The organism is Shinella sp. JR1-6 (assembly GCF_004284735.1).
GTDB lineage: Bacteria > Pseudomonadota > Alphaproteobacteria > Rhizobiales > Rhizobiaceae > Shinella.
The window spans coordinates 1-21,651 of the sequence record NZ_SHMI01000003.1; the positions used below are offsets into that span (position 1 = coordinate 1).

The following is a 21,651-nucleotide window of genomic DNA, read 5'->3' on the forward strand; positions in this document are numbered from 1 at the left end:
AGCACACGCAGCTTATCGGCAAGCTCACTGGACTTAGTGACCGGCGCGACGGCGAGCGCCTCCACGACGGCCGTATGTGCGTTGTTGATGCCGTCCATAGCCTCATCTGGCATGGGCTGGAGTTCGAGCATGCTGGTCTGCAGTTGTTCAGCGAGAGCTGCCATGCGTGGAATCTCGGTGGCGCTGGCCTGGTCATAGGGGAAGTGCGGTGGTTGTCTTCTCGGCAGCAGCCTGCGGGGTTCCAGCCTTCTGTCGGTTAGGGAGTCGTGCGTGGTGGTGGCCATTGCTGGTGGTCCTCCTTGTGTTGATTAGTTTCGCTCAATGCGATAACAATTACCATTAACTGGGGGCGCGTCAAGCGTTTTTTGTCATAGTGAGCGAATTTAATCATATTTCGGGGAAGCAGATCGCTGCGGCTCGCGTGCTGTTGGGCTTGGGACAGGTCGAATTGGCGGACATGTCAAAGATATCTGCACCCACGTTGCGGCGTATGGAGGCAGCTACAGGCGAGCTTCCGGGGATGCGGAACAACATCGCCGCCGTTATCGCGGCCCTCGAGTCGGCCGGCATCGAATTCATTGAGGGCGGCGTCAGGAAGCGCGCTACCTAAAGTTAGCGCTTCATTAACCATCCTGCGCGACCATCACCTTGTCAGCCAAGAGGAGGTGGGAATGAGACAATGGGCAGAAAAGAAAGAGAGAGTTTTCACGCTGGCGGATCTGGAGCGCTACCTGGTTCTCTGCGCCGAGTTGGTCGATGAATACGGGCCGGTGATGCAGCCGTGGCTGGACCGATTCGAAATGGAATACGAGAAGGCGAAGCAGCCGCCTCCGCCTAAGCAGGTAGACCGGATAAGGGCGAAGCTAGTCGCGGAGAAGGGGCGAGACGCCGCCATCGGCGGGACAATAGCATCACCGCCTCTTCCCGAGCAGCAGGTCCGCGGCCGGCACCAAATCAGCAGCTATCAGATCCGCCCATTCCTGCGCCACCTCCCTCCGGCGGCTTGACTGGCGACTTTCGCCCTTTCGTTTTACCGCTGCTTCTCGCCTGCGCTTTTGCCGTCAGAGCTGCTGGAGCGCTCCTCAAAGCGATCGGCTCCCTTGGCGAGGTCCGAACCCTTTTCATGCTCGACCTTGCGCTCCTCGGCCCGTGTGGCCTTGTGGAGGCCTCTTGCGCCTTCTTTGCCCTTCTCGGTCGGTGCGTTCTCAATTGCCATTCTGCATCCTCCTGCTGGACAGGGGAAACGGCTGGGGCTCGCGGTGGTTCCGAGCAGGAACAAGAACCGCGGCGGGCACGTTTGACCCCGAACAGAAAAGGAGACGCACTATGAACAACATAATCTATCTCGTCGGCCTGGTCGTAGTCGTGATCGCCGTCCTGTCGTTCTTTGGGCTCGGCTGATCATGGACGACGAACGCGAGAGACGCATCAAGGAGCGAGCCTTCGAACTCTGGCAGCGCGAAGGGTCGTTGGATGGCCGCTCACTTGGGCGCTGGCTCCAGGCAGAACGCGAAGTACAAGAAGAGGATGAGGCGGAGGCGGCGAGTCGAGATGTAATCGGCATGGCCGCTGCGGTGAACCCGACGCATTGAAGGCGCTGCTCGCTATCGCAGATGTGGAAAGCCAGCCGAAGAAAAACGAGTTTAGGCGCGGAGAAGATTTGCTATTTCAATCAATGTAACGTGCGTAAACACTGCATGAAATATATAGTCAATCTTTTTCTCTTCTGGATCGCCATAGTAGTGATGTTCTTGTTCAGCATCATGAGATAAATGTCCTGCTCTATCATATTTAAACAACGTAATATTAGACGATGCAGAAACAACCGGACCAGAAAGATAAAACCTCATTTCCGGTTTTCCAGTATCGCGTCGTTCCATTTCGAACGGGTTACGCTCATCAGCCCAATCACCTTTAGAAAATGAAACTAGTGCCGCTTCAATAACGTCAACGATACTGTGGTCGTCCGGCAAGATGTTTATTTCTATGCACGGTAGGAACGCTAAGGTCCATGTCTTTCGGTGGCCACGCCAGTCGGTCACGCGGCACGATTGATAATGATGGACGCATTCAACGCTTTTCTTGACCGAAGTGGTAACCGCTGCCGCCACTAAGAGGTGCGCCGCATCTCGCGCGGTCATCGAACCCGCGCCGCGGCCAGCCTTCTCCTTACTCATCAGTCCATGGTCGCGAAGCTCGCGTGCCTGCTGACGAACCGTTGCCTCTTCCAGCCTAAACAGTCGCGCAATCAATTCTGCGAGTTCACCTGGTTTCGCCAAGTCGCCGTCTCCGGTGTTATTCTGTCAGGGTCCTATAGCGGCATCACTCTAATCCGTCAATCTATCGACAGTGATAGTATCGATATTTTTAGTATCGATATCTTGACTGTCGATTTAATCGATACTATCACTGTCGATACGCATCCAATCCAAAGGCGGGCGCGTCACCTAAGAGGAGAAGACATTGACCAATATGATTCAGATTGACCGCGAAAAGCTTGTTGATGCCTTCGCGAGGGCCATCGCGGAAGCAGAGCCGGCGGTATCGGCTATGGGAATGATCGACGTGCGCTCGATCGCGGGCCTTGCTGAGAAGGGAAGGGAGCTCGCCGCCGCAGGCGCTTTCCGCAACAAGACGATCTACTCTGAGACGGTCGACCGGCTCGATCGTGAAGGGTACAGCGAAGCCGAGGTCGTAACGATTTCCGAGATCGGTCTTCAAATTGGACGTGCCGTCAATGCTGCGTTCATGAATGCGGCCGGCGTTTATAGCAGCACGGCAAAGCTGCTGCGTGCGTTCGAGAAGGAGAGCGAGGCGGTCACCGAAGAGCATGAAGCGCTTGACGTGGACGTGGAGCCTCTGATCCGTGACGCCGAGAATGAAGCAAACATGAAGTGCGAAGGCTTCTATTGGGATGACCAGTCGCAGAGCTATGTCGACATTGATTGCGGGCGCGGTGGAGCGGAAGACCTGCATCCTGATGTCGCCGCCGCTATCGACCGCGTGACGGCCAAGCACAAGCTCGTCACCACTCACTAAAACGCGCCGTCATCCGGCATGATGCATTGAGAGGATAAGACATGGATAAGACCACGCTTGCCGAAATCTTCGCGGAACAAGCAGACTGGCGCGACGGAAAGGCTGCAGAGTACCCTGACGATGATAGAAATGTGGACGCGGCAAAGCATCTGCGAATGCTGGCCGCCTCATCGGCGGATGCCGATGACCGCTTGGTCGCCGCGGCAGCAGAACTCGTTGAGGACGCGCCCGATATCGAAGCATGGAATGAGATGCTTCGAACGATTGGGTTCTCATACTTTGCTGAATCGGCCCAGCAGTTCTTGAACGATTTCATTCGAACCAGGACATCTGGCGGAATCGCCTGATGCTCCCGACCCCGGTAAATGACAACATTCAGCCTGACGCGCCGGTCAGGCTGGCTGAGATCCTCCCTGTCGCGTTTCCGCACGGCGGAATGACTGTAAGCGGTCTCCGAAAGGAGGCCGCGCGCGGTCGCCTTGTGCTTATGAGGATTGCTGGCAAGGACTTCACGACGATGCGATCGATAGAGGAGATGAAGGAGCAATGTCGCGTGCCCGCAAACCAGCCAGATTGTGGCTCCGCCCGGCGGACAAGGACCGAGAGGCGGTCTGGCTCATCCTCGACGGGGGGAAGCAGTTCCGCACAGGCTGCGGTCAGCATGATCGTGCAGGAGCTGAGAAAGCGCTAGCGAAACATATCGGGAGGCAGTTTCTTGCCGAGGCTCCGAAGCGCAACCGAGTGGCATCCGAAGTGACGATCGCCGAGGTGCTGGCGCACTATCTTTCCTTGAAGAAGGACACCGCGACCCGTCCGAAGGAACTCGCGGCGCGTGCCGAGAACCTTATGGCGTTCTGGGGCGACAAAACACTTGACGACATCACGAGTGGTACCTGTGCGGAGTATGTGAAGCGCCGTGGAAATCAGAATGGCTCGCGCCGCGAACTGGAAGATCTGCGCGCCGCGTGTCGCCAGGCTATCGCCGATAACGTCACGCGCCAGTCTGTAACCGTTACCCTGCCACCGAAGGCCAAGGGCAGGGTAAAGCACCTGGACCGCTCGACCCTCGCTAAGCTGATCTGGGCCGCTTATCGCAAGCGCGGGAGGTTTCGCGGCGCTCCCAACAAGCGGAAGCCAACCGTCCACATCGCGCGATTCGCTCTTGCGGCAGTCTATACAGGCAGTCGCTCATCGCGGATATGGCAGGCGTCGTTCGTGAAGGAAGAGGGCCGTCCTTACATCGATCTGCATGCGGGTGTCTTCTACAGGGCGTGGGAAGGCGAAATGGTGGCCTCGAATAAGCGTGCACCGCCGATCCGCCTTCCTGCTCGTCTGCTCGCCCATATGAGGCGGTGGCATGCGAAGGGCTCCAAGTATGTCGTCGAGTATAACGGCAAGCCGGCAGACCCCAAGCGAGCCTTCCGCAACCTGGTCGACAAGGTGTTGGGTGAGGGCGCCGAGGGCGTCGTCCGCCACACCTTACGGCACACCGCGGCCACTTGGCTCATGCAGGCAGCCGCCGACAAGTGGGAGGCATCCGGCTATCTGGGGATGACCCTGGAGACACTAGAGAAAACCTACGGCCATCACCACCCGGATCATCAGGCTGGGGTCGGTGAGGCATTTACAACAGGGAGGGCAGGGCGAATGAAGTAGCCATTCATTGCCGTATTCATTGCCGTGATTTTTGGGGTTGTTTCGGGAAAATGTCAGAACCGCCTGAATTTCAGGGGTTCGAGCTGGTCGGAGTGGAGTGATTCGAACACTCGACCCCCACGTCCCGAACGTGGTGCGCTACCAGACTGCGCTACACTCCGTGACCAGCGGCGCCTCTATAGAACAGGCTTTTCGTTTCGACAAGCGCAAAATATCAAAAAAATTCGCACTGTTGGGGAAAGTGCCGGAAGGCCGGGAAATTTTTGTTCCGGGCATGTGGATGGTGGGAACCGGCGCTCGGTTTTTGCGTTTGCGCGCCATGGAACAGACCATCGCCGACCTCTTTCCGCGCACAGCGGTGCCCTATCCCGTGCTCCTCGCCCGCCTGACGGGGGCGATCCTGCTCGGTGCGGTGATCGGGGCGGAGCGGGAATACCGCGCCCACGCCGCGGGGCTGCGCACCCATATCCTCGTGGCGCTGGCCGCGTGCGTCTTCGCCCTCCTCTCCATCGAAAGCGTGCACATGGCGGGTTTTTCCGATGATCAGGTGCGCATCGATCCGCTGCGCGTCATCGAGGCCGTCACCTCGGGCGTCGCCTTCCTGGCCGCGGGCATGATCGTGTTTTCACGGGGCGAGGTGAGGGGGCTGACGACGGGGGCGGGCATGTGGCTTGCCGGTGCCGTCGGGCTTTCGGTTGGCCTCGGCTACTGGTTCGTGGCGGTCGTTGCGACCGTTGCGTGTTTCGTCGTTCTCTTCATTCTCGCCAAGATCGAGATTGGCAGCGATGCGCAGGACGAGCCGACACGGAACAAGGAAACGTGACCGTTCAGGTTATGTTTTGATCATTTCATCGGAATTCTGTTGATTTGCGAATAAATCGGGCCCTATACCGTCTTCAAACGAGGACGCGCGCAAGGATGCGGGCGGCCCCCGCATCCGGCCTGTCGCGGCGGAGCGGTCGAGTGGCCCTTCGCCGCCCGGATGATGGTCGTCCCATCGGCCAGCCTCCGGCGTCGATCTTTAAAGAGACATTGTCATGCGTCCATCGGGCAAGGCCGGTGTAGAGGAACTCAGAGCCGCGCTGAAGTCGAGCGCTGCGGGCTTCCTTGCCATAGGGCTCTTCAGCTTCTTCGTGAACCTGCTCGTGCTGACCGGGCCGCTCTTCATGCTGCAGATCTACGACCGGGTGCTCTCCTCCCGCTCGGAAGCGACGCTGGTGGCGCTGACGGGGCTGATCATCGGCCTCTATCTCGTCATGGGCGTGCTCGACCATATCCGCAGCCGCGTCGCCGCGCGCATCGGCGCCCGCTTCCAGGCCCGCTTCGACAAGCGCGTCTTCAACGCCGTGCTCGACCGCACGAACCTGCACGCCCAGGGCATTTCCACCGTCACCGGCATGCGCGATCTCGATTCGATCCAGAAGGTGCTGTCCTCGCCCGCGCTCTTTACGGTCTTCGACATTCCGTGGACGCCTTTCTTCCTCTTCGTCATCTTCACCTTCCATCCCTGGATGGGCATGCTCGGCGTCGTCGGCGGCCTCATTCTCGTCGGGCTCACCTGGCTCAACCAGAACGGCACGAAGGAAGACCAGGAGCGGGCGATGATCGCCGGCCGGCTCAGCGACGAGATGACCCAGACGCTGCAGAAGGAGAGCGACACGGTGCGCGCCCTCGGCATGCGCCGCGCGGTGGCCGGCCGCTGGCAGCTCCTGCGCGACAAGGCGCTCGAGGCCAACATCCGCTATTCGGACAGCAACGGCTTCTATTCCATCAGCTCGAAGACCTTCCGCGTCTTCCTGCAGTCGGCGATCCTCGCGCTCGGCGCCTATCTGGTGCTGCAGAACGAGATCACTGCCGGCGCGATGATCGCAAGTTCCATCATCATCGGGCGGGCACTGGCACCCATCGAGGGTGCGATTGGCCAGTGGTCGCTCATCCAGCGTGCCATGCAGGGCTGGCGCAACCTTTCCCAGCTGCTCGCGCGCGTGCCGGAGGAAGACGCGCGCACCGCGCTGCCGAAGCCGCGCGCCGTCCTCGAGGTCGAGCAGGTCACGGTCGTGCCGCCCGGCGAGCAGGTCGCAACGCTCCGCATGCTGAACCTGGAGCTGCATCCGGGCCAGGCGCTCGGCGTCATCGGTCAGAGCGCCTCCGGCAAGTCGACGCTCGCCCGCGTGCTGACCGGCATCTGGCCGCCGGCCGCCGGCAAGGTGCGCCTCGACGGCGCCTCGCTGGAACAGTACGGCACGGATGGCCTTGCCGACCATGTCGGCTACCTGCCGCAGGATGTCGTGCTGTTCGAAGGGACGGTGGCGGAAAACATCGCCCGCATGGCGCTCGATCCCGATCCGGTCAAGGTGGTGGAGGCGGCCAGGAAGGCCGGTGCGCACGACATGATCCTGCGCCTGCCCGACGGCTACGATACCAAGCTGCCGGCTATGGGCGGACGTCTTTCCGGCGGCCAGAAGCAGCGCGTCGGCCTCGCCCGCGCCCTCTATGGCGATCCGGTGCTGGTCGTGCTCGACGAGCCGAATTCCAATCTCGATGCCGAGGGCTCGATGGCGCTCAACCTTGCCATCCGCAACATGAAGGCGGAGGGCAAGTCCGTCGTCATCATGGCGCATCGCCCGGCGGCGATCGAGGAGTGCGAGCTCATCCTCATCATGGAAAACGGCCAGCGCCTGGCTTTCGGCCCGCGCGACGACGTGTTGCGGGCGCATCTGCGCAACCACACGCAGGTCGTCGCCGGCACCGGCGGCAGCAACAAGTAAGGGTTTTGAAGCCATGGTTCGGGAAACGGGCGCCAAGGACAAGAAGTGGACCAGCCGCGGTTACGCGATCGCCGGCTATGCGACGGTCTTCGTGCTGCTCGGCGGCATGGGCGCCTGGGCCGCGCTGACGCGCATCAACGGCGCGGTCGTCGCCGGCGGCATCATCGAGGTCGCCAGCAACCGCCAGATCGTGCAGCACCTGACGGGCGGCGTGGTCGGCGATATCCGCGTCAAGGAAGGCGATGCCGTGAAGGCGGGCGACGTGCTGATGCGCCTCGACGACACCTTCGACCGCTCCGAGCTTGCCGTCATCGAAGGCCAGCTCTTCAGCCTGCTCGGCACGGCGGCGCGCCTGCAGGCGGAGCAGGACGAGAAGACCGAGATCAGCTTCGATCCCGAACTGCTCAAGGCCGTTGCCACCGATCCGGAGGCGGCTGAAATCGTCGCCGGCCAGAAGCGGCTGATGGCTGCCCGCGCCGAAACGCGCGGCAAGCAGGCCGGCCAGCTTCAGGAGAAGAAGGCGCAGATCGCCAAGCAGAACGAGGGCCTGGAAAGCCGCATCAAGGCGCTGGAAACCCAGCTCGGCCTGATCGGCAAGGAGCTGGAGGCCCAGAACAAGCTGCTCGCCCAGTCGCTGACCAATGCCAGCCGCGTGCTGGCGCTGCAGCGGGAAGAGGCGGAAATCCTCGGCACGATCAGCCAGGCCCGCGCCAATATCGCGGAAAATGCCGGCCGCGTTGCCGAGATCGAGATCGCCATCCTCAACATCCATTCGACGGTGCGCGAGGAAGCGACGACGGCGCTGCGCGAGATCGAGGCGAAGGTCGCCGAGCTCAAGGAAAACCGCAACGCCAAGCTGGAGACGCTGAGCCGCATGGACATCACCGCGCCGATGGCCGGCGTCGTGCTCGGCATGCAGGTCCACGCGCTGCGCTCGGTCATCCGCCCGGCCGATCCGCTGCTCTACATCATCCCGCAGGAGCAGGACCTCATCATCACCACGCAGATCTCGCCGACGCAGATCGATCAGGTCCATATCGGCCAGAAGGCGCATATCCGCTTTGCCGCCTTCGATCACCGCTCGACGCCGGAAATCTTCGGCCATGTGACGAAGGTCGCCGCCGACGTGCTCGCCGACCAGCGCACCGGCGCCACCTACTACAAGGCGGAGATCAAGCCGGACAGCGGCGAGATGGCCAAGCTCGGCGACAAGCATGTCATGCCCGGCATGCCGGTGGAAACCTTCATCCAGACCTCCGAGCGCTCGCCGCTGGAATATCTGGTGAAGCCGCTCGCCGATTATTTCGCCAAGGCATTCCGGGAAAGATGAATCGGTCGGGAAGTGGAGAGAAGGCGTAATTTTCGGTAAATTTAGCGGGTTGAAACATTCGTCCCCGAGGCGTAGGGCGGGCGGAAGAACAATTCGTGGAGTAAAACCGTGAAAGCCATCGCCTCTCTTTCCGCCTTTGTCGGAAAGACCTTTGCCCTCTGGGTCATTCTTTTCGCCGTGCTCGGCTTCGTCCTTCCCGATACGTTCAAGCAACTGACGCCCTATATCGTCACCCTGCTTGGAATCATCATGTTCGGCATGGGCCTGACGCTGTCGCTGGATGACTTCAAGGAAGTCGCCAGGCGCCCGGTGGATGTCGGCATCGGCGTGGCCGCACAGTTCCTCATCATGCCGATCGTCGCCGTGATCCTGACGATGATCATCCCCATGTCGCCGGAAGTCGCCGCGGGCGTCATCCTCGTCGGCTGCTGCCCGGGCGGCACGTCCAGCAATGTCATGACCTATCTGTCGAAGGGTGATGTCGCGCTCAGCGTCGCCTGCACCAGCGTGACGACGCTGGCGGCGCCGATCGTCACGCCTTTCCTCGTCTGGCTCTTCGCCAGCCAGTTCCTGCCGGTCGATGCCATGGCCATGTTCATCAGCATCGTGAAGGTCATTCTCCTGCCGCTCGCGCTCGGCTTCCTGCTGCAGAAGCTGCTGCCCGGCATGGTAAAGGCGGCGGTTCCGGCCCTGCCGCTCGTCAGCGTCGTCGGCATCGTGCTCATCGTCGCTGCCGTCGTCGGCGCCAGCAAGGCGGCAATCGCCTCGTCGGGCCTGATGATCTTCGCCGTCGTCGTGCTGCACAACGGGATCGGCTATCTGCTCGGCTACCTCGCCGCGCGCGCGTCCGGGCTTTCGGTCGCCAAGCGCAAGGCGATCGCCATCGAGGTCGGCATGCAGAACAGCGGCCTTGGCGCAGCGCTTGCCAACGCGCATTTTTCGCCGGTCGCCGCCGTTCCGAGCGCCATCTTCAGCGTCTGGCACAATATTTCCGGCGCGCTGATCGCGAACTACTTTTCGCAGGTACCGAACGATGAGGATGCCGGCCGGCTCGAGACGCAGGCGCGCTGATCGCCGAGGGAGAGAGGGCGTCCCTGACCGACCGCTGATGGAACAATTCGCTGCCTCGGCCATTTCCCGGTCAACACAACGGTTTGGGAAAGGAAACTTCGATGGCTCGGGCTTTGATCCTCTGGTTGATGGGCGTTCCGCTCTTCGTCGTGCTCCTGCTCTGGTACTTCTTCTTCTGAGCGTACGACACAGGAAAAAGGGGCCGTTGCGGCCCCTTTTTTGTTCTCGAAGCTGACGCGGCCCCTCATCCGCCTGCCGGCACCTTCTCCCCGCAAGCGGGGAGAAGGGATATGCCGCGCTGCCATGGATGTCCGGGAAACCCTTGCCTCCCTTTCCTTCTCCCCGCTTGCGGGGAGAAGGTCGCGGCAGCGGGATGAGGGGCCTTGCGCTAAACCCTATTCGTCGAGATCCGCCAGGATTTCCGCCGCCCGGCCGACACTGGTGTGGCGCACGTCCACGTCCTGACGGCGGCTCGCGAAGAGTTCTGTTGCCATGATCTTTTCGGCCAGATCGGCCGGCAGGGAGAGCAGCACGCGCTGGTCGTCCTTGTGGATGCCGCCGAGTTCCGAGCGGCGTCCGGTGATCATGCCGCCGGCCACCGTGTTGTTGGTGTCGGGGTCGATCAGGATGAACGCGCCGGTCGTGCGGTTCTGCTCGTAGGTGTCGAAGATCGCCTGTTCGTCGAAGGTGAGATGCACCTTGCCGATGGCGTTCATGCCAAGCTTTTCGGCCGAACTCCACTTCGAGGTTTTGAGGTCGAGCTGGCTTATCGGATCGACGCTGACGCGCTGGCGGCGCGAGCCGCTCTTCAGCCAGTAACGCTTGCCGGGTTCGATGCCCTCGGGCTGGAGCGCGACGAGCTGCGCGTCAAAACCGCGGCCGGTCATCGGCTGGCTGTCGATGGCGACGATCATGTCGCCGCGCGAAACGTCCACCTGGCGGTCGAGCACGAGCGTGATGGCATCGCCCGCGACGGCGGCGTTGCGCACGAGGTCGAAGGTGACGATCTTGGTGACGTTCGCCACCATGCCGGAGGGCAGGATGACCACGCTGTCGCCCGGCTTCACCGAGCCGCCGGCAACCGTACCCTGATAGCCGCGAAAGCTTTCGCCGGGGCGGGAGACGCGCTGCACCGGCAGGCGGAAGCCGACCGTCTGGTTCGAGCGGGTGGTGGCCTTCTCCAGCGTCTCGACCAGCGTCGGGCCGTCATACCAGGGCATGGCGGCGCTGCCGTCATAGACGACGTTCTCGCCCTTCAGCGCCGACATCGGAATGGCGGTGATCTGCTTGACACCGAGCGTCAGCGCGAATTCCTTGAAATCGTGCGTGATCTGCTCGAAACGGGCGCGCTCATAGTTGGTCAGGTCGATCTTGTTGACGGCGAGCACGAACTGCCGGATGCCCATCAGCGAGGCGATGGTCGCGTGGCGGCGCGTCTGTTCGAGGATGCCGGCACGGGCGTCGACCAGCAGAACGGCAAGGTCGGCCGTCGAAGCGCCGGTCGCCATGTTGCGGGTGTACTGCTCGTGGCCGGGCGTGTCGGCGACGATGAACGAGCGGCGGTCCGTCGAGAAGTAGCGATAGGCGACGTCGATGGTGATGCCCTGTTCGCGTTCGGCCTGGAGGCCGTCGAGCAGCAGGGCGAAATCGGGCAGGCCGAGGTCGTTCTGCTTGCCGGAACTATCACGCTCCAGCGTTGCGGCCTGGTCTTCCTTGACGGCCTTGGTGTCCCAGAGCAGGCGGCCGATCAGCGTCGACTTGCCGTCGTCGACCGAGCCGCAGGTGATGAGGCGAAGCGGGCGGGAATCGCGGATCGCCCGAACCTGATCAATGGCCGGCTCTCCTACGGGGAGAAGCACTTCGGCGGTTGCAGTGGCGGAAACGGTCATCTCAGAAATACCCTTCGCGTTTCTTCTTTTCCATGGAGCCGGACTGGTCGCGGTCGATCGCGCGGCCCTGACGTTCGGAGACGGTGGCGGTCTCCAGTTCAGTGATGATGTCGTCGAGCGTCGTGGCTTGCGAGCGGATCGCCCCGGTCAGCGGGAAGCAGCCGAGCGTGCGGAAGCGGATGACGCCTTCCTGCTTGACTTCGCCGGGCAAGAGTTCGAGGCGCGGATCCTCGGCGAGGATCATCATGCCGTCGCGCTCCACGTAAGGCCGCTTCTCCGCGAAATAGAGCGGTACGATCGGGATGTCTTCGGCCTGGATGTAGCGCCAGATGTCGACCTCGGTCCAGTTGGACAGCGGGAAGGCGCGCACGCTTTCGCCCTGGCGGATCATGCCGTTGTAGACGTTCCACAGTTCCGGGCGCTGGTTGCGCGGATCCCAGCGGTGATCCGGCGTGCGGAAGGAGTAGATGCGCTCCTTGGCGCGCGAGGCTTCCTCGTCGCGCCGCGCGCCGCCGAAGGCCGCGTCGAACTTGCCGGCGTCGAGCGCATGGCGCAGCGCCTCGGTCTTCATGATGTCCGTGTAGAGCGCGGAACCATGGGTGAAGGGCGTGACGTTCTCAGCCGCGCCGCGCGGATTGACGTGCTCGATCAGGTCGAGGAAGTAGTCCTTCACGATCTTGTCGCGGAAGGTGATCATCTCGGCGAATTTCCAGCCCGTGTTGACGTGCAGCAGCGGGAAGGGCACGCGGCCGGGATAGAAGGCCTTGCGCGCCAGATGCAGGAGAACCGAGGAATCCTTGCCGATGGAATAGAGCATCACCGGCCGTTCGAATTCGGCGGCGACTTCGCGGAAGATGTGGATTGCTTCGTTTTCCAGCGCCTTCAGATGCGGATCGAGCGGGGGCTTGGGCGTTGCGTTGTGCTTCGCTTCCGCTTCGTGACGGGTATCGGACATGAAAGGGGTAACTCCGGATAACTGTGCCTGTCGAGGCGAATGGTTTTTTAAAGGGCGCTCGATTCGAGGGAGGGGAGTGCCGATTCGGGAACGTGCAGGCCGCATTCGCGCTTTTCGTCGTTTTCCCACCACCAGCGGCCGGCCCGTTCGGGTTCGCCCGGCTTGATGGCGCGCGTACAGGGCTCGCAGCCGATCGAGGGATAACCGCGCTTGTGCATCGGGTTCACCGGAACGGCATTGTCGGCCACATAGGCGTTGATGCGCTCGATATCCCAATCCGCCAGCGGGTTGATCTTGATCAGGCCCCGTTCCGCGTCGAACTCCGCGAACGGCGTGTCGGCACGGTTGCCGGACTGGCCGCGGCGCAGGCCGGTGATCCAGAAGGATGCCCCTTCGAGTGCGCGCGCAAGCGGCTTCAGCTTGCGCACGCCACAACAGGCGTGGCGGGCTTCGACGCTCTCGTAGAAGCCGTTGAGGCCGTATTGCGCGGCATAGGCGTCGATATCCTCCTTACGGGGATGATAGCGCGTGATGGTGATGCCGTACTGGTCCTCGGTCTCGGCAATGAGATCGACGGTCTCCTTGAAGAGCCGGCCGGTCTCCAGCGTCGAAACGTCGATCGGCAGGCGTTCGGTGCCGATGGCGGCGGTGATCACCTGGTCCTCGATGCCGAGGCTGGTGGTGAACACGGCGCGCCCGCCCAGCCCGGCCACCAGCGCAAGACGGCCGGCAAGGTCGAGTTCGGCGAGTTTGTCATTCAGGGCCTGCGCGGTCCCGTTTCCGGTAAGAGCAGTCATTCGTTCGGTGCCTTTATGAGAAGTTGCCGGATTATCGCAGCCTTGTCCCCCGCGAGACAGCAAAACGGATTTCTGAAACACCGGCGCGGGAGCAAATATCTCTCCATCTCGCGCCACGGGCAGAAATCCTGCCGCCTTGGATCGACGCCGAGAGGGGCTTTAAAAAACTTGACATAAAAAATCAGATTTAATAGCTGAGTATCAAATTCAGGTATTATGCGCGCGTGCGCCCGACAGGAAGGAACGAGCAAATGGCGATCAAGATTTCGGTCAAGGATGCGAACAAGGATGGCAAGGGCATCAACTTCGGCTCTTACCTCGCCAACTTCGACAAGACCTACCTCCGCGATGGCTACGGCTCCTTCAACAGCACGGACCCGATGGCCATGAGCGGCACGCAATACGCCAGCACCAATGCCAAGGACTATGGCGTCGTGCTCACCTCCGGCAAGGCGAAGTGGGACTACGATCTGGCGACCCACAAGATCTCCGGCTCGCTGAACGCAATCACCTTCGGCAACAAGGTCGAGCTCGTCGGTTCCCGCTTCAAGTCGGTCTCCGATATCGAGATCACCGGCCTCAACGTGACGGACAAGACCCTCAGCGGCAAGATCCTGAGCGACATCATGGGCGGCAAGAACACCGATGGCGGCGCGACGACCAGCCTCGAGAAAATCCTCAAGGCAAATGCCATCGAGTTCTCCGGCAGCACCGGCAGCGATACCTTCACCGGTTTCGGCAAGGCCGACAAGATCTCCGGCAACAACGGCAACGACACGCTGAAAGGCGGCGGCGGCAACGACACGATTTCCGGCGGCTCGGGCAATGACAAGCTCTATGGCGATTCCGGCAACGACAAGCTTTCGGGCGGGACCGGCAACGACACGCTCGACGGCGGTACGGGCAATGACAGGCTGACCGGCGGCTCCGGCAACGATGTCTTCATCTTCAAGAAGGGCCAGGGCAACGACACGATCACCGACTTCCAGGCCGGCAGCGCCAAGGGTGACGTGATCCGCCTCGACAAGTCGGTCCTGTCGAACTTCAACGACGTGCTTTCGCACGCCACCGAAAAGTCAGGCGATCTCGTCATCGAATACGGCAAGAACAGCATCAAGCTCGAAGGCATCGACAAGGCAGACCTTCACGCCAACGATTTCTTCTTCTTCTGAGCCTCCGGTCGGAAGCGGACAGGAAGGGCCGGGCGATTGCCCGGCCTTTTCATTTGGGTAAGGCCGTTCAACTATCCTTGAACGGCCTTACCCGGTGAGGCGTGTATCCTGTCTGTCGGGGCAGAACCGACAGAGGAAAATGCCATGCAAGCTGCAACAACCAGAATGGTCGTCCTTGCCGCTGCCGCGTCGATGACCACTTTCGCCGCCTTCGCCCATCACGGCTGGGGTTGGGCCGAAGAGGCGCAGAGCGACCTCACCGGCACGATCCGCACCGTGTCGATCGCACCGCCGCACCCCTCGCTGGACGTCGAAACGGCCTCGGACGGCGTGTGGAAGATCGAACTCGGCAATCCACGCCAGACGCAGCGGTCCGGCTTTGCCCAAGACTCGGCAAAGCCCGGCGACACGATCGTCGTCCTGGGCAACCGTTCGCTCGACCAGACGGAAAAGCGCATGAAGGCCGTGCGCATCACCGTTGCCGGAAAAGTCTTCGACATCTATCCCGAGCGCATTCAAACGAACTGACGAGGCGGACATGGAGGCGCTCGCCTGGCTCTCGACGACGCCGGCCGCCGCCGCCGCGCTGAAGGCGTCCGGCACGTTCTATCTCCTCGTCAACGCCGCCCACATCCTGGCGATCGGCCTCATCGTCGGCGCTATCCTGCCGCTCGATCTGCGCCTCATCGGCGTCTTGCGGACACCGCCGGTCGCGACCATCGGGCCGCTGTTGTCACGCACAGCAGGGATCGGCGTTGCCGCGGCGGTCGCGACCGGCCTTTGTCTCTTCTCCGTGCGTCCGCAGGAATACGCCGAAAACCCCGCCTTCCTCGCCAAGGTCGCGCTCATCGCCCTCGGCGTCCTTAATGCGGTTGTTCTGCACGCCCGCGGCGCGTGGCGCGGGGTGATCGAGACGGACAGCGTGCCGCCTCTCGTGCGCGCGCAGGCGCTGTTGTCGCTGGCCGTCTGGATCGGTGCGGTGCTGGCAGGGCGCTGGATCGCCTTCATCTGATTGTGCGCTCGGGGTCAGGCGTCAGGGTGCCCCAGCGCTCGTCCCAGAGATCCTCCTCGTCGACGACGACCAGCTCGCGCGGTGCCGGCGCGCCGGCGATCACCTGCTCTGCGCCGGCGAGCGCCTCCTCGACGGGAATGGGGATCGTGTCGCGGCCCTGTGCCGGGTCGGTGAGGAAAGCGCAGGGACCGCCAAGGCCTTCGATCAGTGTGACGACGAGGTCGGTCTCCTTGCGGATATGACGATGCGAAACCTTTTTGTAGATTGCCACAGGGTCCCCCTTTGAGGCGATTGCCCGCCTCAACACCTTGCAACCATTAAGGTTCCGAACTTCTTACCGGTCGCTCACCGCCGCGCGCGGGTTCTTCCAAGGCTCCTGGTTGGAGCGGGCGAGCGGCTGCCTGCCAAGGATGTGGTCGGCTGCCTTCTCGCCGGTCATGATCGACGGCGCGTTGAGGTTGCCGTAGGTGACATGCGGGAAGATCGAACTGTCCGCGATGCGAAGACCCTCGACGCCGATGACGCGGGTTTCCGGATCGACCACCGCCATCGGGTCGCTCGCCGCGCCCATGCGGCAGGTGCCGCAGGGGTGATAGGCGCTCTCCAAGTGCTCGCGCAGGAAGGCGTCGATCTCCGCGTCCGTCTCGACCTTCGCGCCCGGCTGGATTTCCGGCCCGCGGAATTCGTCGAACGCCTGCTGGCCGAAAATTTCGCGGGTGAGGCGCACGCAATGGCGGAACTTGATCCAGTCTTCCTCGTGGCTCATGTAGTTGAAGCGGATGACCGGATCGGCCATCGGATCGGACGAGCGCAGCGTCACGCTGCCCCGCGATTTCGAAAGGTTATAACCGACATGGGCCTGGAAACCGTGGCTCTTGGCCGCCGCCTTGCCGTCGTAGGAAATCGCGACGGGCAGGAAGTGATACTGGATATCCGGCTGCTTCAGCCCCGGCGCGGAGCGCAGGAACGCGCAGGCCTCGAACTGGTTGGACGCGCCAAGGCCCCCCTTGGAGAGAAGCCACTGCGCCCCCGCCACGCCCTGCCAGAACCAGGGCAGCCAGGAATAGAGCGAGACCGGCTTGGTTGAGACCTGCTGGAAGTAGAATTCCATATGGTCCTGCAGGTTGGCGCCGACGCCTGGCCGGTCGACCTTCACCTCGATCCCCATATCCTTGAGGTGCTGGCCGGGGCCGATGCCCGACAGCATCAGCAGTTTCGGCGAGTTGAACGAGGAGGCGGAGACGACCACCTCGCGGTTTGCCTTCACGAGTTCGACCTTGCCGTTCCGCTCGATCTCGACGCCGACCGCCCGGCCATTCTCGATGACGATCTTTCGGGCAAAGCAGCGGACCAGCGAGACGTTCGGCCGCTTCATGGCGGGGCGCAGATACGCATTCGCCGCCGACCAGCGACGGCCGTCGTGGATCGTCTGCTCCATCAGGCCGAAGCCTTCCTGCTTGGAGCCGTTATAGTCCTCCGTCAGCTCGAAGCCCGCCTGGCTGCCGGCCTGGATGAAGGCGTGGAAGAGGGGGTTCGTCACCGGCCCGCGCCGCACATGCAGCGGCCCGTCGGTGCCGCGCCAGCCGGCCTCGCCGCCGCTGGAGGTCTCCATGCGCTTGTAGTAGGGCAGCACGTCCGCATAGGCCCAACCCTGCGCGCCGAGCGCCTCCCAGCGGTTGAAGTCTTCCGCATGGCCGCGCACATAGACAAGGCCGTTGATCGACGACGAGCCGCCGATCACCTTTCCGCGCGGCGCGGTGATCCGGCGGTTGTTGAGGTGTGGCTCGGGCTCGGAAAGGTAGCCCCAGTTATAACGCTTCATGCTCATCGGCCAGGCAAGCGCTGCCGGCATCTGGATGAACGGCCCGATATCCGAGCCGCCATATTCCAGCACCATGACCGTATGCTTGCCGTCATCCGAGAGTCGGTAGGCAATCGCCGAGCCGGCGGAGCCGGAGCCGATGATGATGTAGTCTGCGTTCTGCATGGTGAACTTCGCTTTCCCCTAAAATGCCCCTCATCCGGCTGCCGCCACCTTCTCCCCGCAGGCGGGGAGAAGGGATGTGCCGCGCCGTTTTCCGTTCTCTGGACGTGCGTAAGGCACGTTCCCTCTCCCCGCTTGCGGGGAGAGGGCTAGGGTGAGGGGCAACCCCTCAATACGGCGCCTCGACCTTGCCCATCGACACGTACACCGTCTTCAGCTCGGAATAGTGCTCCAGCGCCGCCAGCGAATTCTCGCGGCCGAAGCCGGATTGTTTGGAGCCGCCGAAGGGGATTTCCACGGGGGCGAGGTTGTAGGTGTTGATCCAGAGCGTGCCGGCTTCGAGCTGGTCGACGACGCGGTGGGCGCGGGTGATATCCGTCGTGAAGACGCCGCCGGAAAGGCCGAATTCTGTGGCGTTGCCGCGGGCGATCACCTCGTCCTCGCTGTCGAAATCGAGCACGCACATGACGGGGCCGAAGATTTCCTCGCGGGCGATGGTCATCTCGTCGGTGACGTCGGCGAAAACGGTCGGCTGGATATAGGTGCCTTCGCCCGACACGTCGTTCGGAATGCCGCCGCCGGTCAGCAGCGTCGCGCCTTCGGCCTTGCCTTTTTCGATATAGTCCAGAACCTTGTCGCGCTGGGCTTTCGAGACCATCGGGCCGAGCTGCGTCGCCTCATCCATGGGGTCGCCGATAACGATCTTTTCCGTGCGCTCTTTCAAGCGAGACAGGAACCTTTCCTTGATGCCCTTCTGCACGAAGACGCGGGTGCCGTTCGAGCAGACCTGGCCGGTCGAATAGAAATTGCCGAGCATCGCGCCGCCGATGGCGCTTTCAAGGTCCGCATCGTCGAAGACGATGAGCGGCGACTTGCCGCCGAGTTCCATCGTGACGTGCTTGAGGTCGGAGGCCGCCGCGCCCGCCACCTTCTTGCCCGTCGGCACGGAGCCGGTCAGCGAGACCTTGGCGACGTCAGGATGGTTGACGAGCAGCGGGCCGGTGGAGCGGTCGCCCTGTATGACGTTGTAGAGACCCTTCGGCAGGCCGGCCTCGATGAGGATTTCCGCGATCTTCAGCGCGCCGAGCGGGGTGTTTTCCGAAGGCTTGAAGACCATGGCATTGCCGCAGACGAGGGCCGGCGCGCCCTTCCAGCAGGCGATCTGCTGCGGGTAGTTCCAGGCGCCGATGCCGACGCACACGCCGAGTGGCACGCGCTTGGTGAAGGCGAAATCCTGGCCGAGCGGGATATAGTCACCGTTGAGGCCGGCGGCCGCGATGCCGCCGAAGAATTCGAAGGCGTCGGCGCCCGAAGTCGGATCGGCGATGATCGTCTCCTGGATCGGCTTGCCCGTGTCGAGCGTTTCGAGTTCGGAAAGCGCGCGGTTGCGTTCGCGCATGATCTCGGCGGCCCGCTTCAGGATGCGGCCGCGCGCGGTCGGGCTCATCGCGGCCCATTCCTTCTGCGCGCGCTTGGCGGACGCGATCGCCTTTTCGACGATGGCCGGCGTTGCGGCGTGGAGGCGGGCGATCACCTCGCCGGTGGCGGGGTAGATGCTGTCGAAGGGCGTGCCGGCGGTGTCTTCCACATAGTCGCCGTCGATGAAGTGCGAGGCTTTCGGTTGGGCTTTCATCTCATTCTCCCCGCGGGTAGCGTTTGGATTCCTCGAGATTGTCGAGGTTCATGTGGTTGCGCATGTAACGTTCGGACGCCTTCTGCAGCGGCTGGTGGTCCCAGGGATAATAGGCCCCGTTCCTCAGCGCTTCGTAGACCACCCAGCGCCGCGCCTGGCTTTCGCGAACGCTCGCGTCGAAGGCCTCCATGTCCCAGCGCGCTTCGCGCATCTGCCTAAAGGCGGCGAGCGTCGCCTTGATGACGGGATCGTCGGAGGCCGCAAGGTTCGTCAGCTCCAGCGGGTCGGCGTCGAGGTCGTAAAGCTGTTCCGGGTCGAGTTCGCAGTGGATGTATTTCCACTTGCCCTCGCGGATGCCGACGACGGGTGCATAGGAGGCCTCGGCCGCATATTCCATCAGCACGGGCGCGGTCCGCTCGGCGCCGTTGATGACCGGCAAGAGGCTCTCGCCGTCCGTCCAGGGCATGACCTCTTCCATGGAAATGCCGGCGAGGTCGCAGAGCGTCGGCGTGACATCGAGGTTCGACGTCGGCGCAAGGTGCAGGCCGGAGGTGACGCCCGGGCCCGCAATCATCAGCGGCACGCGGGCCGAACCCTCGAAAAAGTTCATCTTGAACCACAGGCCGCGCTCGCCGAGCATGTCGCCGTGATCCGAGCAGAAGAGGATCAGTGTTTTGTCCAGCATGCGCGTGCGCGTCAGCGTATCGACGAGTTCGCCGACCTTCTCGTCGAGATAGGAAATGTTGGCGAAATAGGCCTGGCGCGAGCGGCGCACGTCCTCGCCGCTGATGGCGAATTTGGCATAGTCGCAGGAATGCAGGATGCGGGCGGAATGCGGGTCCTGGCTCTCGAGCATGCCGACCTCGGGCAGAAGGTGCGCGCAGTCCTCGTAGAGATCCCAGAATTTTCTCCGCGCCACGTAAGGGTCGTGCGGATGGGTGAAGGAGACGGTGAGGCACCAGGGGCGGCGCGCGTCGTCGTCGTTTTCGCGGGAGAGATGATAGAGCTTCTGGTTGGCGAGGAAGGCGACCTCGTCGTCATACTCCATCTGGTTGGTGATCTCGGCAACACCGGCGCCCGTCACCGACCCCATATTGTGATACCACCAGTCGATGCGTTCGCCCGGCTTGCGGTAATCCGGCGTCCAGCCGAAATCGGCGGGGTAGATGTCCGTCGTCAGCCGCTCCTCGAAGCCGTGCAGCTGGTCCGGCCCGACGAAGTGCATTTTTCCCGACAGCGCCGTGTAGTAGCCGGCGCGGCGCAGGTGATGGGCGAAGGTCGGGATCGAGGAGATGTATTCGGCGGCGTTGTCATAGACCTGCGTGCGGCTCGGAAGCTGGCCGGCCATGAAGGAGGCGCGGGCCGGCGCGCAGAGCGGGGAAGAGGTGTAGTTGTTGCGGAACCGCGCCGAGCGCGCCGCGAGCGCCTTCATGTGCGGCGCATGCAGGAAATCCGCCGGCCCGTCCGGGAAGAACTTTCCGTTGAGCTGATCGACCATGATGATCAGGATGTTCGGCTTGCTGGCGGTCACGGGCAGATCCTTGAAGGGGAAGCGAGGTTTTGACAGTTCTATCGCTGCGCGGCGACGGAAGGCCGCCGCCCTGCGGCGGGCGGGGGCGATCCTGCGACAACCCCGGCCGCACCTGATGCCGCCAGCTGCGCCTGCACATAACTCTCCGTCAGCGCGATCGAGGATTCGATGCTGACCGGCGCGGATCTCAGGCCCTGCCGCAGGTAGAGCCCGTCGATCATTGCTGCCGCCCCGTCGGCGATCTCCCCCGCGGTCCCGGCCGGGCAGAGTTGCTTGAGGCTCGACAGGAGATTGGAGTTCAGCCGCCGTGCATAGACGACGAGGAGACGGCGCACCGCTTCCGAACGCTGGGCCTCGGTATAGAAGGCAAGCCAGGCGGCGACCGTTTCCGGCGCAAACTGGTGCGCCTGGAAGTTCACGCGGATGATCGCCGAGAGCCGTTCCCGTGGCGTTTCCGCCGCCCCGAGCGCCGCCACCGCATCGGCGCGCAGCTGGCGCAGCAGGCTGCGGATCGTCTCGATGACGAGCTGTTCCTTCGAGCCGAAATAGTGATGGGCAAGGGCGGGGGACACGCCGGCATGGCGGGCGATTTCCGACATGGTGACAGCCAGCGAGCCATGATCGCCGACCGCCCTCAGCGTCGCGTCCACCAGCGCCTTGCGGCGCACCGGCTCCATTCCAACTTTCGGCATGGCGTTTTCCTGATTTTCTGCAAGGGTATTTTTAATTGATCGATCAATCAATAAAAATCTTTGCGCTTCGCGCTGCGTCAATTCGCTGTCGCGAAGAGGGAGCGTTCCGTGTTAGCCTGCCT

The 21,651-nt window shown here is 62.7% G+C and carries 23 protein-coding genes and 1 tRNA gene; 12 read left to right on the plus strand and 12 right to left on the minus strand.

Annotation, left to right across the window (positions count from 1 at the left end; translation table 11 throughout):
- The coding region (locus tag EXZ48_RS05200) for a hypothetical protein (RefSeq protein ID WP_130514627.1) at window positions 1-284 on the minus strand (284 nt) is incomplete at its 3' end.
- Between the two features lie 387 nt (window positions 285-671).
- Between EXZ48_RS05200 and EXZ48_RS35410 the strand changes: the two genes are divergently transcribed.
- A complete protein-coding gene (locus tag EXZ48_RS35410; RefSeq protein ID WP_245461955.1) occupies window positions 672-1,007 on the plus strand; it encodes a hypothetical protein in 336 nt (111 codons plus the stop codon).
- Window positions 1,008-1,030: 23 nt separating this feature from the next.
- On the opposite strand, the gene EXZ48_RS05215 is transcribed toward EXZ48_RS35410, so the two are convergent.
- A complete protein-coding gene (locus EXZ48_RS05215) occupies window positions 1,031-1,216 on the minus strand; it encodes a hypothetical protein (protein ID WP_130514629.1) in 186 nt (61 codons plus the stop codon).
- 187 nt (window positions 1,217-1,403) lie between these two features.
- On the opposite strand from EXZ48_RS05215, the gene EXZ48_RS05225 reads away from it, so the two are divergent.
- Window positions 1,404-1,592, plus strand: a complete 189-nt coding sequence (locus EXZ48_RS05225) for a DUF2934 domain-containing protein (RefSeq protein WP_130514633.1) — start codon at window positions 1,404-1,406, stop codon at window positions 1,590-1,592.
- Window positions 1,593-1,643: 51 nt separating this feature from the next.
- Here EXZ48_RS05225 and EXZ48_RS05230 read toward each other — a convergent pair whose 3' ends face one another.
- Window positions 1,644-2,279 carry a hypothetical protein gene (locus EXZ48_RS05230; RefSeq protein ID WP_130514635.1) on the minus strand — a complete coding sequence of 212 codons (636 nt, stop codon included), beginning with the start codon at window positions 2,277-2,279 and terminating at the stop codon, window positions 1,644-1,646.
- Between the two features lie 184 nt (window positions 2,280-2,463).
- On the opposite strand from EXZ48_RS05230, the gene EXZ48_RS05235 reads away from it, so the two are divergent.
- The 3 genes from EXZ48_RS05235 to EXZ48_RS05250 all read left to right on the plus strand — a co-directional run bounded on the left by EXZ48_RS05235 (window position 2,464) and on the right by EXZ48_RS05250 (window position 4,695).
- Window positions 2,464-3,039, plus strand: a complete 576-nt coding sequence (locus tag EXZ48_RS05235; RefSeq protein ID WP_130514637.1) for a hypothetical protein — start codon at window positions 2,464-2,466, stop codon at window positions 3,037-3,039.
- A 41-nt stretch (window positions 3,040-3,080) separates the two neighbouring features.
- Window positions 3,081-3,386, plus strand: coding sequence for a hypothetical protein (locus EXZ48_RS05240; RefSeq protein WP_130514639.1), 306 nt, complete (start codon window positions 3,081-3,083; stop codon window positions 3,384-3,386).
- A gap of 199 nt (window positions 3,387-3,585) precedes the next feature.
- Window positions 3,586-4,695: an integrase gene (locus tag EXZ48_RS05250; protein ID WP_130514641.1), complete on the plus strand. Its 1,110-nt coding sequence runs from the start codon at window positions 3,586-3,588 to the stop codon at window positions 4,693-4,695.
- Window positions 4,696-4,779: 84 nt separating this feature from the next.
- On the opposite strand, the gene EXZ48_RS05255 is transcribed toward EXZ48_RS05250, so the two are convergent.
- Window positions 4,780-4,856, minus strand: a tRNA-Pro gene (locus EXZ48_RS05255).
- A 158-nt stretch (window positions 4,857-5,014) separates the two neighbouring features.
- Between EXZ48_RS05255 and EXZ48_RS05260 the strand changes: the two genes are divergently transcribed.
- The 4 genes from EXZ48_RS05260 to EXZ48_RS05275 all read left to right on the plus strand — a co-directional run bounded on the left by EXZ48_RS05260 (window position 5,015) and on the right by EXZ48_RS05275 (window position 9,864).
- The gene (locus EXZ48_RS05260; RefSeq protein ID WP_130514643.1) at window positions 5,015-5,518 is read left to right on the plus strand and encodes an MgtC/SapB family protein; all 504 of its coding nucleotides are present in this window, start codon (window positions 5,015-5,017) and stop codon (window positions 5,516-5,518) included.
- Window positions 5,519-5,732: 214 nt separating this feature from the next.
- Window positions 5,733-7,463, plus strand: coding sequence for a type I secretion system permease/ATPase (locus EXZ48_RS05265; protein WP_023517089.1), 1,731 nt, complete (start codon window positions 5,733-5,735; stop codon window positions 7,461-7,463).
- Between the two features lie 13 nt (window positions 7,464-7,476).
- Window positions 7,477-8,793 carry an HlyD family type I secretion periplasmic adaptor subunit gene (locus tag EXZ48_RS05270; RefSeq protein WP_023517090.1) on the plus strand — a complete coding sequence of 439 codons (1,317 nt, stop codon included), beginning with the start codon at window positions 7,477-7,479 and terminating at the stop codon, window positions 8,791-8,793.
- Between the two features lie 108 nt (window positions 8,794-8,901).
- Window positions 8,902-9,864: a bile acid:sodium symporter family protein gene (locus EXZ48_RS05275; protein ID WP_050743480.1), complete on the plus strand. Its 963-nt coding sequence runs from the start codon at window positions 8,902-8,904 to the stop codon at window positions 9,862-9,864.
- Window positions 9,865-10,259: 395 nt separating this feature from the next.
- Here EXZ48_RS05275 and cysN read toward each other — a convergent pair whose 3' ends face one another.
- From cysN to EXZ48_RS05290, 3 genes are read right to left on the minus strand one after another with little or no spacing between them, the layout of a single operon-like run.
- Entirely contained in the window at window positions 10,260-11,753 is a 1,494-nt protein-coding gene (gene cysN, locus EXZ48_RS05280; RefSeq protein WP_130514645.1) for a sulfate adenylyltransferase subunit CysN, read from the minus strand.
- A 1-nt stretch (window position 11,754) separates the two neighbouring features.
- Window positions 11,755-12,708 carry a sulfate adenylyltransferase subunit CysD gene (gene cysD / locus EXZ48_RS05285; RefSeq protein ID WP_130514647.1) on the minus strand — a complete coding sequence of 318 codons (954 nt, stop codon included), beginning with the start codon at window positions 12,706-12,708 and terminating at the stop codon, window positions 11,755-11,757.
- A 47-nt stretch (window positions 12,709-12,755) separates the two neighbouring features.
- A complete protein-coding gene (locus tag EXZ48_RS05290) occupies window positions 12,756-13,505 on the minus strand; it encodes a phosphoadenylyl-sulfate reductase (RefSeq protein WP_130514649.1) in 750 nt (249 codons plus the stop codon).
- 251 nt (window positions 13,506-13,756) lie between these two features.
- Between EXZ48_RS05290 and EXZ48_RS05295 the strand changes: the two genes are divergently transcribed.
- From EXZ48_RS05295 to EXZ48_RS05305, 3 genes are all read left to right on the plus strand, one after another.
- Window positions 13,757-14,677, plus strand: coding sequence for a calcium-binding protein (locus EXZ48_RS05295; RefSeq protein ID WP_207900371.1), 921 nt, complete (start codon window positions 13,757-13,759; stop codon window positions 14,675-14,677).
- A 165-nt stretch (window positions 14,678-14,842) separates the two neighbouring features.
- Window positions 14,843-15,205, plus strand: a complete 363-nt coding sequence (locus EXZ48_RS05300) for a DUF6152 family protein (protein WP_082342368.1) — start codon at window positions 14,843-14,845, stop codon at window positions 15,203-15,205.
- Window positions 15,206-15,215: 10 nt separating this feature from the next.
- Complete coding sequence (locus tag EXZ48_RS05305) at window positions 15,216-15,689, plus strand: DUF6644 family protein (protein WP_130514651.1); 474 nt, start codon at window positions 15,216-15,218, stop codon at window positions 15,687-15,689.
- Here EXZ48_RS05305 and EXZ48_RS05310 read toward each other — a convergent pair.
- The 5 genes from EXZ48_RS05310 to betI all read right to left on the minus strand — a co-directional run bounded on the left by EXZ48_RS05310 (window position 15,682) and on the right by betI (window position 21,529).
- Window positions 15,682-15,960, minus strand: coding sequence for a hypothetical protein (locus EXZ48_RS05310; protein WP_023514423.1), 279 nt, complete (start codon window positions 15,958-15,960; stop codon window positions 15,682-15,684). The genes EXZ48_RS05305 and EXZ48_RS05310 overlap by 8 nt on opposite strands.
- 63 nt (window positions 15,961-16,023) lie before the next feature.
- Complete coding sequence (gene betA, locus EXZ48_RS05315) at window positions 16,024-17,676, minus strand: choline dehydrogenase (protein WP_130514653.1); 1,653 nt, start codon at window positions 17,674-17,676, stop codon at window positions 16,024-16,026.
- A gap of 166 nt (window positions 17,677-17,842) precedes the next feature.
- A complete protein-coding gene (betB, locus tag EXZ48_RS05320) occupies window positions 17,843-19,306 on the minus strand; it encodes a betaine-aldehyde dehydrogenase (RefSeq protein ID WP_130514656.1) in 1,464 nt (487 codons plus the stop codon).
- A 1-nt stretch (window position 19,307) separates the two neighbouring features.
- Complete coding sequence (betC, locus tag EXZ48_RS05325) at window positions 19,308-20,837, minus strand: choline-sulfatase (protein ID WP_130514658.1); 1,530 nt, start codon at window positions 20,835-20,837, stop codon at window positions 19,308-19,310.
- A 38-nt stretch (window positions 20,838-20,875) separates the two neighbouring features.
- Window positions 20,876-21,529, minus strand: a complete 654-nt coding sequence (gene betI / locus EXZ48_RS05330) for a transcriptional regulator BetI (protein ID WP_050743489.1) — start codon at window positions 21,527-21,529, stop codon at window positions 20,876-20,878.
- Window positions 21,530-21,651 lie beyond the last annotated feature (122 nt).

Excerpts from the sequence above, each read along its gene's own strand:
- EXZ48_RS05300 (WP_082342368.1), top strand. The coding sequence starts at position 14,843 with ATGGTCGTCCTTGCCGCTGCCGCGTCGATGACCACTTTCGCCGCCTTC.
- EXZ48_RS05305 (WP_130514651.1), top strand. The coding sequence starts at position 15,216 with ATGGAGGCGCTCGCCTGGCTCTCGACGACGCCGGCCGCCGCCGCCGCG.
- EXZ48_RS05250 (WP_130514641.1), top strand. The coding sequence starts at position 3,586 with ATGTCGCGTGCCCGCAAACCAGCCAGATTGTGGCTCCGCCCGGCGGAC.
- cysD (WP_130514647.1), bottom strand. The coding sequence starts at position 12,708 with ATGTCCGATACCCGTCACGAAGCGGAAGCGAAGCACAACGCAACGCCC.
- EXZ48_RS05270 (WP_023517090.1), top strand. The coding sequence starts at position 7,477 with ATGGTTCGGGAAACGGGCGCCAAGGACAAGAAGTGGACCAGCCGCGGT.
- EXZ48_RS05260 (WP_130514643.1), top strand. The coding sequence starts at position 5,015 with ATGGAACAGACCATCGCCGACCTCTTTCCGCGCACAGCGGTGCCCTAT.
- cysN (WP_130514645.1), bottom strand. The coding sequence starts at position 11,753 with ATGACCGTTTCCGCCACTGCAACCGCCGAAGTGCTTCTCCCCGTAGGA.
- EXZ48_RS35410 (WP_245461955.1), top strand. The coding sequence starts at position 672 with ATGAGACAATGGGCAGAAAAGAAAGAGAGAGTTTTCACGCTGGCGGAT.
- betI (WP_050743489.1), bottom strand. The coding sequence starts at position 21,529 with ATGCCGAAAGTTGGAATGGAGCCGGTGCGCCGCAAGGCGCTGGTGGAC.
- betB (WP_130514656.1), bottom strand. The coding sequence starts at position 19,306 with ATGAAAGCCCAACCGAAAGCCTCGCACTTCATCGACGGCGACTATGTG.
- EXZ48_RS05215 (WP_130514629.1), bottom strand. The coding sequence starts at position 1,216 with ATGGCAATTGAGAACGCACCGACCGAGAAGGGCAAAGAAGGCGCAAGA.
- EXZ48_RS05225 (WP_130514633.1), top strand. The coding sequence starts at position 1,404 with ATGGACGACGAACGCGAGAGACGCATCAAGGAGCGAGCCTTCGAACTC.
- EXZ48_RS05240 (WP_130514639.1), top strand. The coding sequence starts at position 3,081 with ATGGATAAGACCACGCTTGCCGAAATCTTCGCGGAACAAGCAGACTGG.
- EXZ48_RS05290 (WP_130514649.1), bottom strand. The coding sequence starts at position 13,505 with ATGACTGCTCTTACCGGAAACGGGACCGCGCAGGCCCTGAATGACAAA.
- betA (WP_130514653.1), bottom strand. The coding sequence starts at position 17,676 with ATGCAGAACGCAGACTACATCATCATCGGCTCCGGCTCCGCCGGCTCG.
- EXZ48_RS05295 (WP_207900371.1), top strand. The coding sequence starts at position 13,757 with ATGGCGATCAAGATTTCGGTCAAGGATGCGAACAAGGATGGCAAGGGC.
- EXZ48_RS05265 (WP_023517089.1), top strand. The coding sequence starts at position 5,733 with ATGCGTCCATCGGGCAAGGCCGGTGTAGAGGAACTCAGAGCCGCGCTG.